This window comes from Rhizobium halophilum (assembly GCF_021648825.1).
GTDB lineage: Bacteria > Pseudomonadota > Alphaproteobacteria > Rhizobiales > Rhizobiaceae > Neorhizobium > Neorhizobium halophilum.
Genome location: NZ_JAKJHS010000001.1, coordinates 751,347 through 764,296, shown reverse-complemented (window position 1 = coordinate 764,296; position 12,950 = coordinate 751,347). Strand labels below are relative to the sequence as shown.

Below are 12,950 nucleotides of genomic sequence, written 5' to 3'. Positions count from 1 at the left end.
CGAAGATATTCCTCAGGAACATAAGCCTTGGCGCCCCGGTTTTGACTGTACCAACGCAAGAAGGAGGCACAGATGAGCAAATCCGTGGAGACGACCGATCACAAGGAAATCCGTGGTTGGGTTGAAGAGCGTGGAGGCCATCCGGCACGCGTCAAGACGTCCGGCGAAGGCGGGATCCTGCGGGTAGACTTCGGCGAGCCGGAGGACTCTCTTGAGCAGATCAGCTGGGACGACTTCTTCTCGATCTTCGATGAAAACGAGCTTTGCTTCCTCTACCAGGAAGAAACGTCAGGTGGAAAAACCAGCCGCTTCAACAAGTTCGTCTCCCGCAGCAAGCACTGACACGAGAAACAGGAGGCCCAAATGGCAACCTCGAAGCACTTCCGGCAGGACCGCCCGAGCGACACGGATCTGCAAGGCAATCCCGGTATCGGCACATCGAAAGGCCGACACGGCCATCTGGTCGAAGGCGACATCCAGGGCGAGAACACCGAGGAAGGGGACGTGCTGAATGACACGCTTCCGTCCGGTGGCATCGATCCGGAGCAGCGCGGCCGCGACAACAAGTAGCGAAAGCGAGACGTGACATGCAAGGCAACAAGACACATCAGCAACAACGCAACATCATCGAGAAGCGTGTCGACACCTCCAATGCTGGCGAGGATTTCGACGCCCAGGCAGATCTTGAGCGCAGCGAGGCTGCGAGAGACGCATACCGCAAGGGCGACGACCTCAGCATGAGGGCCGCCGAAATCTCTCTCAACGAGGATGATCCTGCCATCGTGCGAGGCGTGAACCAAGAAAGCGAACATCACAAAGGTACCGGCTCCCGGTGATGCCTTGCTGAAGGCGTGGCTACCGCGCCTTCAGTGGTCACAATCGCACAGTTGCTAGGAGAGGCACGTGATCCGAAGCTTGCCGAACAAGCGTGGTTGACGGTACTTGCGTTTCCACTACCTCCACGTGGTCCGACACGAAGATATGATCCAAGCGCATGAGCGGGAAGCGGGAGGGGAACGTCGGCTTCGGAGTAGCACCCGCTGCTTTTTGCGCGTCATGGAAGCGCCGCGCGAAGTGCTTATAGGCAGTGGAACTCCCTACTGAGTTGAGGTCGCCGATCAAGACCTTTGCAGTACCATCGTAAGCCGGGTGGCCTAGCCAGGCAGGGCTAAGTAAGCTGGCTGCCTGCTGAATCCTATCGCTTCTTCTGAGGCCCAGGTGGGTGTTGAATACCTGTAGAGAAGTGTCTCCGACGGTGATCTCTACCCAGAGCGCCCCCCGCTGTTCGCCGCTTGATGGCAACATCCCGCTCTTGATGAGCTTCATCGGCAATGCAGTCAGGATGGCATCGCCATACCTTTCTTCCGTCACGTGCAAGGCAGCGTGGAAATGATACTTCATCCTCAGCAAAGAGGCGATGATGTGCGCTTGGTCAACACCTCCGGTTCGGGATCGACCGACGTCCAACTCCTGCAGACCGATGATGTCAGGAGACAGATCGGCGATCACCTGTGCAATTCGAGCCGGGTCCAGCTTGCGATCGGTGCCGATGCAACTGTGGACGTTGTAGCTGAGTATCTTGAGGATCGTGCCGGGCGGGTCTGGGTTTTCGGGTCGTTGAGATGCCATGACGCTGGGAACCCGTTAGGCTCGGTTTCGTTCCCTGTCAGCAGATTCCGGAGGAGGGTATGATCTCCAGGCAGCGCCTGTTCAAAGTTCTGGTTCTCGTTGCCGTCTTATTTGCCGTGGTGATCGTATACCGAAGCCTCGGGCGCTATACGTGGGCGGAAATCCAGGCCTCTGTCCGTTCCATCCCCGTTAACCACCTCATTTCGTCCCTCGGGTTCGTGATTGCCTCCTACATCTGTCTTACAGGGTTCGATTGGCTGGCAGTCCGGTACGCCGGGCGGCCGCTCAGCTATCCGAGGGCGGCACTGGCTTCGTTCACGGGGTTGTCCATCGGCCACAATGTAGGGTTGGCGGCCCTGAGTAGCGGCGCCGTTCGCTACCGCTTCTATTCCCGTTGGGGATTGTCACCTGCGCAAGTTGCAAAGGTGATCGTCTTCTGCGGTGTGACGGTCGGCATCGGTCTCACTACATTAGCGTCGCTTGCACTTTTGTCCTCACCGGGAGGAAGGGGCGATATGCTCGGTCTTTCTGCGACGGCGTCAGTTGTGCTGGGGGTGACCATCCTAGCCGTTCCCGGCGGCTATCTCGTTCTCTGCTGGCGCGTGAGGCGATCCCTGACCGTTGGTAAATGGAGCTTCGAACCACCTCCACTTCATCTTGCGCTCGGGCAGGTGGTGGTCGGTACCTTGAATTTTGCCTGCGTCGCGGGCGCGATACACCAATTGATGTCAAGCGTGTCTGACGTCGGCTATCTGTCGGTCGCCACAGCCTATGTGACATCCAACATCGCTTCACTGGTCAGCCACGTCCCGGGCGGGCTTGGCGTGTTGGAGGCAACGATGTTGGGACTTCTGCCGCACGCCAGCGCGATTGGTGCGCTCGTCGCGTTTCGGGTGCTCTACTTCTTTGTGCCATTGATGATCGGGGTGCCGGTATTGATCGCAAGCGAAGCGTACTTCAAGCGGCGTTCTCCAACACTAGCGGAGCAGACGGCGAGCTAATCTTCCGGCCGTACGACGGATGAGAGCCACTATTGGACGGATGGGCCAGAAAGGCTGCTTTGGGTCGAAGAGGCCAGTGCCCACCAGCGAGTCTGTATCCCCCTCCGATCGAACCATCTCAAAAGGCCGAAGGCCACGGCGCTGGACATTCAGCCGGTCGATGGCGGCGATCAAGGATCCCGTCTCTTCAACGATCGCCTTCACCTCTTCGGCGGTGCAGCCCATATGTTCAGCCAAAAGATCATTGCGAATGGACGTTACGGCTCTGTGGCCTTCGGCGGAGCGCGTCTCCACCGCAAGGTCGCATTCGGTGTCGAGGCCCTCCGATCGGTTGTTGAGGTTGGACGAACCGACACGGATGAAGCGATCGTCCACGATGATGACCTTGGAATGGACGATGATTTCTTTTTCACCTTCCTCGCCATCCGGCGTCACTGCGTAAAAGACGCGCAACCTGTTGTACCGGTCGACGCGCTTCAGGCGACGAATGAGCCGGTTGCGGTTCTGTCCCATCATTGCCTGCTCAAAGAAGCCGTGGGATTCTCTTGTCACCACAACAACCACTTCGGGGCCGTTCCGGGCCTTCAGGCGCTTGGCTAGTGTGCGAGCAATACCGAAGGAGGCCAGATACTGCGTCTCTATATACAGATGCCGCTGGGCCGCCCTCAACGCCTCATGAGTGAGGCGAATTGCTTCTCGATGGCCGCGACGCCCTTTCCAGTTCCAGGCCTCGGTCAACGCCAGGGCCGTATTGCAATCGGTCAAGGCAGCGGGAAGGTCTTCGGGCCACGGGTTTGCTCCGTGGGTCTGTCTTGTTGGCTGCAGCACCTCGCCCGTCTGCCTTCGCCACCTGTCGCGCGCCATATCTGCAACGAAGAGTGCCGGCGGACCGGCGACAATCGTCTGAACATCGTGGACGGGCCCGTATGCGGTGCCATCCGGCGATACACGCAACGGGTTGTCTATTTGGTGGCTCCGGTCATCCCACCGTCGAGACGTCAAATCGATACCGCCTAGGAATGCAGTTCGATCATCGATGGAAACCACCTTCTGATGATGGCTGCCGCGCAGGGGATGATCAAAGTCGAGCTTGATGTGGATGCGGGGGTGATCGCTCCACTCCATCTTGCCGAACATCTTAAGGCTCCTGCTGGAGTAGACAGGCCCCATACCCCAGATCAACAAGCGAACTTCAAGTTCTGGCTTGGCGTCCACAAGGTCACGTAGAAGCTGACCTAATGTCTCCTCCGACGCTCCGGGACGGAGTCTGATCTCAGGATTGAAGTCCCAGCCAATAATGAAAATGGAGCGTTGCGCCTGCCGTAAGACCTGATCGAGTCTTGCGAAGTACTCCGCTCCGTCTACCAGAAATGCAACCTTTTCCGCTCGCGCGCTTCGCCATGCATTCAGTCCGGGCTTGATGATGGGATCAGGTCTGGCGTTTTGATGCTTTGATTTAGCGGTTACGGTCACGTCCACCTTTGGCCCCCGGAGCTGCGATCGCAGGGGAACGTGGAATCCTCCCGATTGTTCCAATCAGGAGGATTGCAGCCGGTGGCGGCGGCGCTAGATACTACGCATACGCCGGCGGGTTGTCATTCTCATCGGGATTGGGAGTCGGTGCCTCATCAGGCAGACGATCCGGTTCCGGCTCGTCGATCGGTGGCTCCGGTTTCCAATCCGGGATCGGAATGGGTGGATTCTCCTGTGGCTCGCGCGGATGAACCATGAACGCTCCCTATGTGCATAGTGCAAAACAAGGCTTTGCCCGTTTTGTTCCTTCGACACCGCGATGCTTTTTCGCGACCCCTTCTCCACTCGCAACCGCTTGCTATCTACCTGATGGCATCAAGGCGTCGACTCAACTCGGGAGATCATAGTGGCTCACATGCAAGATCACTACGCAAACTGGCTTCGTGACGCTCATGCGATGGAAGAGCAGGCTGTCACGATGCTTGCCGCTCAGGCGAGACGGTTGGAAAACTACCCGATGCTGAAGGACCGCATCAACCTCCATCTCGCCGAGACCCAGGGGCATGAGAAGTCGCTTAGACACCTACTGGAGAAGCTTCCCGATGCTCGATCTTCCGTATTGAACGACGTAACAGGGCGAGTGACCGCGACCCTCCAGGGGCTTTCGGGCGCGTTCACTCAGGACGAAGTGATCAAGGGCGCCATGGCCAGCTACGCATTTGAGCATGCGGAGATCGCAGCCTACCGAGTGCTGATCGCAGCAGCCGACGAATTGGGAGAAGCCGAAGCGAAATCGGTCTTTGAGAATATCCTGCAGGAGGAGGTGGCGATGGCATCGTGGCTACAAGACAACCTGGATGACACAACGCGACTTTTCTTGATGCGAGACGAACGGGAGCTTCAAGCCAAGCGCTGACCTCTCCAGGTCATCCCAGCAAATGCGTCCTTCGAATAAGATACGCTGCGCCGCTGGGATGGCCGTCGGAGAAGGATTGCGCCGCCCGTTGCAGGAGCGGCACAATCTGGTGCCTGCGTCAGTTCAAACACTCAATTATTTGTCGTCGAGGTGATTTGCATCGTGGTCGTGGAACTGCTCGGTCTGGACGGCCTTGCTGTCGAGGCCACGGTCGCGGGAGTGTTGTGCCTTGTCTCGGTTTGACAGAACCATGTTTTCCGGGAGAACTGACTTATCTACATCCGTCAAGGCTCCGGTTCCACTCTGCTTGCCTTTGGACCCGCCGGGACCAAAGTGCTTCGAGTCTGCGTTGGCCATCTTCTGTCTCCTTCATCTGCTGCGTCCGCCTGCTGCGACGCGACTTACGTGAGCTAAACCACGGCGCAGACGAATTGATCCGGTACGAGAGCTTATTTGTCTGCGCTACGCGCGGTGGCCGCGTGATTCACGCGAGCTTAGGCAGACTAGCTTCTTGCCGAAGGATGGAGGTGGTGGAGCGGCTTGATTGGAAGCTGGCTAGCCAGAGCTGCGTCGAGAGAATGCCCACGAAGGCAACATTGTCCCGGAAACCACTGACCGGCTTAGCCTGACACTTTTGATAGAGCTTGGCGACTGCCGCTGGATTGAACAGTCCGCCCTCCCGGATCTTCTCAGGGCCCAGGAGTTCGTTCAGGTAGTCTGGCTCCGGCTCAAAGAACGAACTGGTATCGGGTGCGCGGTAAGGCTGCTTCGGTCGCCGCACTACCTCCGTTGGCAGGAGATCACCAGCGATCCGGCGCAGGATGTGCTTTTCCTCCAATCCTTTCAGTTTCGCTCCAGGCGGGAGTCGGTTTGCGAACTCAATCAGCCGGGGGTCGAGGAAAGGAAAGCGGCCTTCGACGCCGTTGGCCATTGCCATCCGGTCCCCTTGGCTGGAGAGAATATAGCCTGGAAGCAGGAAGCGAGTTTCCAGATATTGGGCCTGATGCAGCGCGTGCCAGCGGCCGAAATCTGCGGGAAGGCAAGAGGTGAGCTCTTCTGCTGCGTCGTAGCCTGTCAGGCTCTCCCTGAGATCACTGGCATAGAAGATCTTGGCGGCAGCAGTGCTGCGAAAGCGGGGGCGATGCGAGAATAGCGGATCGTCTGTTCCGTCTCCACCCGCGCCAAAAAAAGCCGCCAGATATTCGGGTGTCTGTTGTTTTAGACCAGGCAAATACGGGTAGAGCTTGCGGAACAGGTGCGGGCGGACGCGAGAGCCCGGGTGCCTTGCGCAGAAGCGACGGACCTTGGCCTCTCGGAATATGTCATAGCCGGCGAACACCTCGTCGGCACCTTCGCCCGTCAGCACCACCTTCATACCGGACTGCCTGACGAGCCCGGACAGAGAGAGCAGCGGCGCGGGTGCTGTACGTAGAACTGGGCGTTCGGCGAAGCGGACCACCTGCGGGAAGACTTCGCTGATTTGCGAAGGTCCGCAGGCGATGGCGCGATGATGGGTACCCAGTGCCTCCGCTACCTGACGCTGAAACGACCGTTCGTCGTGCTCCGCACTCTCGAAATTTACGGAGAACGTGTTCAGGCCACCTGCTGCCATGGGGCTCGCTAGCGCCACGATCAATGAAGAGTCGAGGCCTCCGGAGAGGTAGGAGCCCACCGGGACGTCAGCACGCATCCTCAGTTGCACAGCGTCGCGCAACAGTGCCAGCAGTTCTTCTTCCTGTGCGCCGGGATGTTCTGGTGGGCGTAGATCTGCGAGATCGGGGTAGGTGAGGTGATAATATTGTTTGAACTCAACCCTTCCGTCTTCCACGACCAGGGCGGCTCCGGGCTCCAGTTCAGAGATTCCCTTGAAGACCGTCCGTGGCGCAATGGGCGCCCACAGGGTGAAAATCTGATCCAGCGCGATTGGGTCGAGTTCGGCTTCGACCCCGGGCACGGCAAGGAGCGCCTTTGCCTCGGAGGCAAAGATGAGCGCGCCTCGGTGTTGGGTGTAAAAGAGTGGTCGGACACCGACACGGTCACGGGCGATGAGCATGCGCCGGCGCCGGCCATCCCAGATCGCGAAGGCAAAGTCGCCGTTCAAGCGGCCCAGGCATTCGTCTCCATATTGTGCATAGAGCTGAAGAAGGACCTCGGTGTCGCTACCGGTGCGGAACCGGTACCCGCGGGCTTTAAGGTCCTCGCGCAATTCGACGTAGTTGAAGATTTCACCGTTGAAGGCGATAACGAGATCGCCGTCTGGCGTTGACATCGGTTGCTGTCCGTCGCCAAGGCCAACGATTGAGAGACGCACGTGAGCTAGGCCGACGCCGGGGTTCGAGTGAATGCCTCGGCCATCAGGACCACGATGAGCGATCGCGTCGGCCATGGCTGAAAGCAAGGGCTCGGGGCCGCCTGGAACGTCGACCTCACCGACAAAACCTGCAAATCCGCACATGCTCGGTACCCCAGCCCGTCAACAGCCTCCTCTCCAGTACACGATAGCGGTGCAGGAGCCGTTAAGCGCTGTTCTTGCGAGGGAGGGAAGGGAAAGCTGGTAAACCGCCGGTTAAATCGGACGCGCGCTCTGAATCACGGTCGGCCAAAGCTCAGACACGGTCGGGTGGATCGGCACGGCCCAACGTAGTTTATCAGAACTGGCGCCCGCATTCATTATGTCCAACACGCCGTGGATTGCCTCATCTCCGCCCGAGCCTAGAATCGCTGCGCCCAGGATCGTTCCGGTATCAGCCTCCATGACGATTTTCATCAGCCCCTGCGTCTCACCTTTTTCGATCGCCCGTCCGACGCGCGACATTGGCCGGCTCCCAACCAGAACCTTCCTTCCGTCCTTGCAAGCCTGCGCCTCGGTCATGCCTACCCGACCGAGCGGTGGGTCGATGTAAAGTGCGTAAGCGAGCACCCGTTGCGAAACCTTGCGATCCTCACCGTCGAGCAGATTGGCGGCAACGATCTCGAAATCGTTATAGGCGGTGTGGGTGAAGGCGCCTTTGCCGTTGCAATCCCCAAGCGCCCAGATCCCTTCGACATTGGTCGAGAGGTTGTCGTTCACCTTAATGTAGCCGCGGTCGTCGAATTCTACGCCGGCAGCCTCCAGTCCCAGATCGTCTGTATTGGGGCGTCGACCGGTGGCGAGGAGGACGTCTGAACCGATCACCTCCGGTTCGCCGTCGCTACAGGACAGGCCGACAGCCACGCCCTGCGGATGACGGCTGAAGCGGATGCACTCGGCGCTAGCGCGCACCTGTATCCCTTCCGCTTCTAGTATTTCACGTATGGCGTCGGAGATCTCGGGGTCTTCGCGTCCGATCAAGCGGTCGCTCTTCTCGACGATCGTCACGTCTGCGCCGAAGCGGCGATACATCTGCGCAAACTCGAGCCCAATATAGCTTCCACCAATGATCACGAGATGCTCGGGAACACGATCAAGCATCACGATGCTGCTGTTGGTCAGGTAGTCGATGTCGTTCACACCCGGAAGATCGGGAACGGCGGCACGTCCACCGACATTGATGAAGACCTGCGGCGCTTCCAGAACCTCCTCACCCACACGTATCCGCTTCGGCCCCTCGAAGCGGGCGTGGCCTCGGATCAGTGTGCAGCGCTCCATGCCGCTGAGCCAGTTTTCGTTGTTGCCGCGCGCGTTGAGTGTCACCTGGTGGGAGCGCTGCATCACCTTTTTCATGTCGATCCGCACGGGCGTATCGACCAGAACCCCATAGTCCTCCGCACGCCGCGCAAGATTTGCGGCGTATGCGCTGGCAACCAGTGCCTTCGTGGGCATGCAACCGGTGTTGACGCAGGTGCCGCCGACATGCTTTCGCTCAATGATGGCGACGGACTTGCCGGCGGCGGCGAGGCGACCGGCAAGCGGCGGCCCGGCCTGGCCGGTTCCGATGATGATGGCGTCGAAGCTTCTCATGATACTGCCACCAAGGTGACCGCGTTTATGAGCAGCCATGCGCTGATAATGGCCACGGCATCTTCGGCAAGCGCGGCTGGGGTGTCTTTTCGAAATGCCGTAGCGAGGCGGGCGCGGACCGCCGCCCCGCCCAGCGTTCCAACGACCGCTCCGATGGCGCCTGCAATAAGCGCTCCCAGCCAGAGGCCGAAGCCTGCTCCCAAGGCAACCCCTGCAAGCGCGCCGATCACGACGCGACCGGCAAATTGAACGGGTACCTTGCGACTGGGCGTTGTCGGAAGCTTGTCAGTCACGAGTTCGCCGGCGGCAAGGATTGTCAATATGACAACCGCCCAGATGGAGGTGAGGAAGGAGAGCCATGTGCCGGTCAGGGCAAGAAAGCCAAGATGGGCGCCCCAGGCGACCGCAGCGGCGGCAACCATCGTGCGAAGACCTGCAACGACGCCGATCACTAATGCGAGGAGGTAGATCATGGGATGCCTTTCCGAATGGAGCGACAGGACGGGGTGATCCAAGCATGCCGCCGCCAGGAGTCAAGCAGGTCTTCAGGATGCTCTCTTTCGCGTTCGCGCAACGAGCTATGGCAATGGCAGTAGGCTAGGCTTATGATCACGCGCAGTTTGGTGGAGGAGCCAGATTTCATTGCGTCATAGAGTCGTAATTGCGTCGATTGCCTGCCTGGTCGTCGTGGCGGCCGTCATCTTTGGCGGCGGAAACTTCGTATCCCGCAGCTATATGGAAGAAACCGCCGCTCAGGCGCAGACAACCCTGCGTCTCGCTGTTGCGGCGCTAGAGGGGCATCTGAAGCGGTACGAGGCGTTGCCTGCTTTGATCGCGGACCAGGAGAACGTGAAAAACCTGGTGCAGCGTCCAGACGACAAACGACTGCAGGCCGTCACCAACACCTATCTCAAGGAGATCAACGCGCTTCTAACGTCATCGGACATCTACGTGATGACGATGGACGGCAACACCGTTGCGGCAAGCAACTACGACGAACCGCTGAGTTTTGTCGGCGAGAACTTCAGCTACCGTCCCTATTTCCAGGACGCGGCAAGCGGCATGCAATCCCGCTTCTATGCGCTCGGCACCACGTCCCAGAAACGCGGCTACTACTTCGGCTCTCCCATTCGGGTCGCTGGCGAAATCCGCGGTGTGATCGTCTTCAAGGTGGACATCGACGCGATCGAGCGATCGTGGAACGGCGGCGACAGCCGCATCTTCGTCTCGGATCCCGAGGGCATCATCTTCATGACCGGCTCGCCGGAATGGCTTTATGCGGCAATCGAGCCGCTGACGGCGGAGCGGCTGGCGCGGACGGAGGCTTCCCGCCGCTATGCCGATGCCAAGCTGCGCGAATTGCCGGTTAGGCGCGGCACCTATGCCGGGCAGGCGACCATGACCATCTCCGGTGGATCGTCGGAGCGCGAATATCTCGTTGCTTCGGCGCAGATGGAAGATGCAGGATGGGCCGTCAACGTGCTGGTCGACACCGGGACCGTGCGTGCCCAGACAAAGACCACCATCGTTGCGGTTCTGCTCTTCCTCGGTCTGGCTGGGCTCTTTCTTGCCGTCATCCTGCAACGTCGTGCCCGACTGAACGAGCGGATGCAGATGCAGGCGCATGCGAAGGAGGAGTTGGAGCGGAGGGTGGCTGAGCGGACGGCCGACCTCGCGCGGGTCAACAGCATGATCGAAAAGGAGATTGCCGAGCGTCGCCTGACGGAGCAGCGCCTTCGCCAGACACAGGCCGACCTCATCCAGGCGGGCAAACTGGCCGGCCTCGGCCAGATGTCGGCAGCGCTGTCTCACGAGTTCAACCAGCCGCTCGCGGCCGCCAAGACCTACGCAGAAAGCGCTTCCATGCTGATCGGTCTTGGGCGGATCGATGAAGCCACCGACAATGTCCGGCGGATCTCGGCCTTGATCGACCGAATGGCGTCGATCAGCCGGCACCTCCGCAATTTTGCGCGCAAGCCGAAGGAGAAGCTCGGCGCCGTTTCGCTGGAAGAGGTGATCGGCGATACGCTCGAAATCGTCGCTGCCCGTTTGGGAACGGCAAAAGCGGAGTTGAAGGTGACGATCGAGAAGGATCTGCCGCCGGTGCAGGCGGGTGCGGTTCGGCTGCAGCAGGTGCTGGTGAACGTCATCACCAATGCTGCCGATGCTGTCGAAGGTCTTGCCGATCGCACCATCGAAGTGTCGGCCTTCTTGGAGGACGAGGGTAAGGTTTCTATCGCTGTGCGAGACCATGGTGCCGGCGTCCCCGCCGCAATACAGGAGCGCATTTTCGATCCTTTCTTCACGACGAAGGGCGTCGGCAAGGGGCTCGGGCTTGGCCTTTCAATCTCCTACAACATCGTGAAGGATTTTGGTGGCCGTCTCGTCGTGCGTAATCATCCGGAAGGTGGGGCAGTCTTCAAGGTCGAACTGGACGTCGCGTCGGAGACGGCGCTTGAGGCTGCGGAATGAGCGAGCAACGGGTCCTTCTCGTCGATGACGAAGAAGAGCTGCGGCGGTCGACTGCGCAGGCTCTCGAGCTTTTCGGCCTGTCCGTCCAGGCATTCGCCACAGCGGACGACGTCATGGAACTGGCAGGCTTTAGCTTCGATGGGGTCATCGTGACGGACATCCGGATGCCGGGCACCGACGGTATGACGCTGCTGCACCGTATCCGGGAGCTTGATCCGGAGATCCCTGTCATCCTCGTCACCGGTCATGGTGATGTCCAGCTTGCCGTAAAGGCCATGCGCGAGGGCGCTTACGACTTCCTCGAGAAACCCTTCACGCCACAGCACCTCGCAGGCGTGATCCGGCGGGCGCTGGACCGGCGGGCGCTGGTGCTCGAAAATCGAAGGCTGAAAGCGGTCGCCGGCAAGCGGGACGACCTTGAGGCGCGTCTTCCCGGCCGTACGCAGGTCATGGTCGATCTCCGCTACCGCATTCGCGCCATCGGTGCGACGGAAGCCGATACTCTGATCATAGGAGACACAGGTGCGGGCAAGGAGGTCGTCGCCCGCGCACTTCACGACATCAGTCCGCGCGCGAACCGGCCGTTCATCGCCATCAACTGCGCCGCGCTTCCCGACAACCTTATCGAGAGCGAGCTCTTCGGCCATGAGGCCGGCGCGTTTCCCGGGGCGCTTCGGGCCCGATACGGTAAGTTCGAGCATGGGCGGGGCGGCACCATCTTGCTCGACGAAATCGGGTCCTTACCATTTGATCTGCAGGCGAAGTTCCTGCGGGTTCTGCAGGAGCGGGTCATCAGCCGCCTGGGATCCAATGAACTCGTGCCGCTCGACGTCCGCTTCATCGCAACCAGCAAGGTCGACCTTGAGGCGGAGGTTACGGCCGGGCGGTTTCGCGCCGATCTGCTCTACCGCTTGAATGTTGCCACCATCCGGGTGCCATCGCTGCAGCAGCGGCGCGCTGATATCCCGCTCCTGTTCCTGCACCTCGTCAGAGAAGCTGCTGCGCGCTATGGACGCGACGATCTGGAAGTTCCTGCGGATATTCTCTCGGCCGTTGGACAGAAGGACTGGCCGGGTAATGTCCGCGAGCTGCGCAATGCCGCCGATCGGCTGGTGCTCGGCTTGGAGATTGATCCCGGCGAACATAGCTCGAACGGCGCTGAAGGCGGCAGCCGGCTGGCGGAGAAGGTGGCGACCTTTGAGAAGACGGTCATTGCCGGTGCCATTGCGGCCCATGGTGGAGCGCTTCGACCCGTCTATGAAGCGCTCGGTATCTCTCGCAAGACCCTTTACGACAAGATGCAGAAGTACGGCCTGGACAAGAAAATGCACGGTTCCGACCACGACATTTACGATGAGCGTGAGGGATGAAGCGGGCGATGGGTGGATTTCCACCCATGGATTCTGCGGCCCTGTTTCGATTTCCACCCATTACACCGTTAAGCGGCAGACAATGCCATTGATCCTTGAAGTTGAAGATTGCCAGCCTCGCGTGGTGAACCTCTAGATCAGTGCAGGCT

Annotated in this window: 13 protein-coding genes; 7 read left to right on the top strand and 6 right to left on the bottom strand. The window is 59.8% G+C overall.

The window, feature by feature from the left end; all coding sequences use genetic code 11:
* The first annotated feature begins 72 nt into the window (after window positions 1-72).
* Genes LXM96_RS03855 through LXM96_RS03845 form a run of 3 tightly spaced genes read left to right on the top strand, consistent with a single transcriptional unit; the run spans window position 73 to window position 836 of the window.
* The gene (locus LXM96_RS03855) at window positions 73-342 is read left to right on the top strand and encodes a hypothetical protein (protein ID WP_239997019.1); all 270 of its coding nucleotides are present in this window, start codon (window positions 73-75) and stop codon (window positions 340-342) included.
* Between the two features lie 21 nt (window positions 343-363).
* Window positions 364-570, top strand: coding sequence for a hypothetical protein (locus tag LXM96_RS03850; RefSeq protein WP_239997018.1), 207 nt, complete (start codon window positions 364-366; stop codon window positions 568-570).
* 17 nt (window positions 571-587) lie between these two features.
* Window positions 588-836: a hypothetical protein gene (locus tag LXM96_RS03845; protein WP_239997017.1), complete on the top strand. Its 249-nt coding sequence runs from the start codon at window positions 588-590 to the stop codon at window positions 834-836.
* Between the two features lie 37 nt (window positions 837-873).
* Here the strand turns inward: LXM96_RS03845 and LXM96_RS03840 are convergent, their stop codons facing one another.
* Window positions 874-1,629: an endonuclease/exonuclease/phosphatase family protein gene (locus LXM96_RS03840; RefSeq protein WP_239997016.1), complete on the bottom strand. Its 756-nt coding sequence runs from the start codon at window positions 1,627-1,629 to the stop codon at window positions 874-876.
* A 59-nt stretch (window positions 1,630-1,688) separates the two neighbouring features.
* Between LXM96_RS03840 and LXM96_RS03835 the strand changes: the two genes are divergently transcribed.
* Complete coding sequence (locus LXM96_RS03835; protein WP_239997015.1) at window positions 1,689-2,630, top strand: lysylphosphatidylglycerol synthase domain-containing protein; 942 nt, start codon at window positions 1,689-1,691, stop codon at window positions 2,628-2,630.
* Here the strand turns inward: LXM96_RS03835 and LXM96_RS03830 are convergent.
* Complete coding sequence (locus tag LXM96_RS03830; RefSeq protein WP_239997014.1) at window positions 2,607-3,767, bottom strand: phospholipase D-like domain-containing protein; 1,161 nt, start codon at window positions 3,765-3,767, stop codon at window positions 2,607-2,609. The two genes, LXM96_RS03835 and LXM96_RS03830, sit on opposite strands and share 24 nt — an antisense overlap.
* A gap of 742 nt (window positions 3,768-4,509) precedes the next feature.
* On the opposite strand from LXM96_RS03830, the gene LXM96_RS03825 reads away from it, so the two are divergent.
* Entirely contained in the window at window positions 4,510-5,019 is a 510-nt protein-coding gene (locus LXM96_RS03825) for a ferritin-like domain-containing protein (protein ID WP_394801874.1), read from the top strand.
* 135 nt (window positions 5,020-5,154) lie between these two features.
* On the opposite strand, the gene LXM96_RS03820 is transcribed toward LXM96_RS03825, so the two are convergent.
* The 4 genes from LXM96_RS03820 to LXM96_RS03805 all read right to left on the bottom strand — a co-directional run bounded on the left by LXM96_RS03820 (window position 5,155) and on the right by LXM96_RS03805 (window position 9,432).
* Window positions 5,155-5,376 carry a hypothetical protein gene (locus LXM96_RS03820; RefSeq protein ID WP_239997013.1) on the bottom strand — a complete coding sequence of 74 codons (222 nt, stop codon included), beginning with the start codon at window positions 5,374-5,376 and terminating at the stop codon, window positions 5,155-5,157.
* 127 nt (window positions 5,377-5,503) lie between these two features.
* Window positions 5,504-7,474 carry an asparagine synthase (glutamine-hydrolyzing) gene (asnB, locus tag LXM96_RS03815; protein WP_239997012.1) on the bottom strand — a complete coding sequence of 657 codons (1,971 nt, stop codon included), beginning with the start codon at window positions 7,472-7,474 and terminating at the stop codon, window positions 5,504-5,506.
* Window positions 7,475-7,585: 111 nt separating this feature from the next.
* Complete coding sequence (locus LXM96_RS03810; protein ID WP_262913460.1) at window positions 7,586-8,959, bottom strand: FAD-containing oxidoreductase; 1,374 nt, start codon at window positions 8,957-8,959, stop codon at window positions 7,586-7,588.
* Window positions 8,956-9,432: a DUF4126 family protein gene (locus tag LXM96_RS03805; protein ID WP_239997011.1), complete on the bottom strand. Its 477-nt coding sequence runs from the start codon at window positions 9,430-9,432 to the stop codon at window positions 8,956-8,958. The genes LXM96_RS03810 and LXM96_RS03805 overlap by 4 nt, the downstream gene beginning before the upstream one ends.
* 196 nt (window positions 9,433-9,628) lie before the next feature.
* Here LXM96_RS03805 and LXM96_RS03800 point away from each other — a divergent pair, with 196 nt between their 5' ends.
* Both LXM96_RS03800 and LXM96_RS03795 read left to right on the top strand, forming a co-directional pair.
* Window positions 9,629-11,431, top strand: a complete 1,803-nt coding sequence (locus LXM96_RS03800; protein ID WP_239997202.1) for a sensor histidine kinase — start codon at window positions 9,629-9,631, stop codon at window positions 11,429-11,431.
* The gene (locus tag LXM96_RS03795) at window positions 11,428-12,801 is read left to right on the top strand and encodes a sigma-54-dependent transcriptional regulator (RefSeq protein WP_239997010.1); all 1,374 of its coding nucleotides are present in this window, start codon (window positions 11,428-11,430) and stop codon (window positions 12,799-12,801) included. The genes LXM96_RS03800 and LXM96_RS03795 overlap by 4 nt, the downstream gene beginning before the upstream one ends.
* Window positions 12,802-12,950 lie beyond the last annotated feature (149 nt).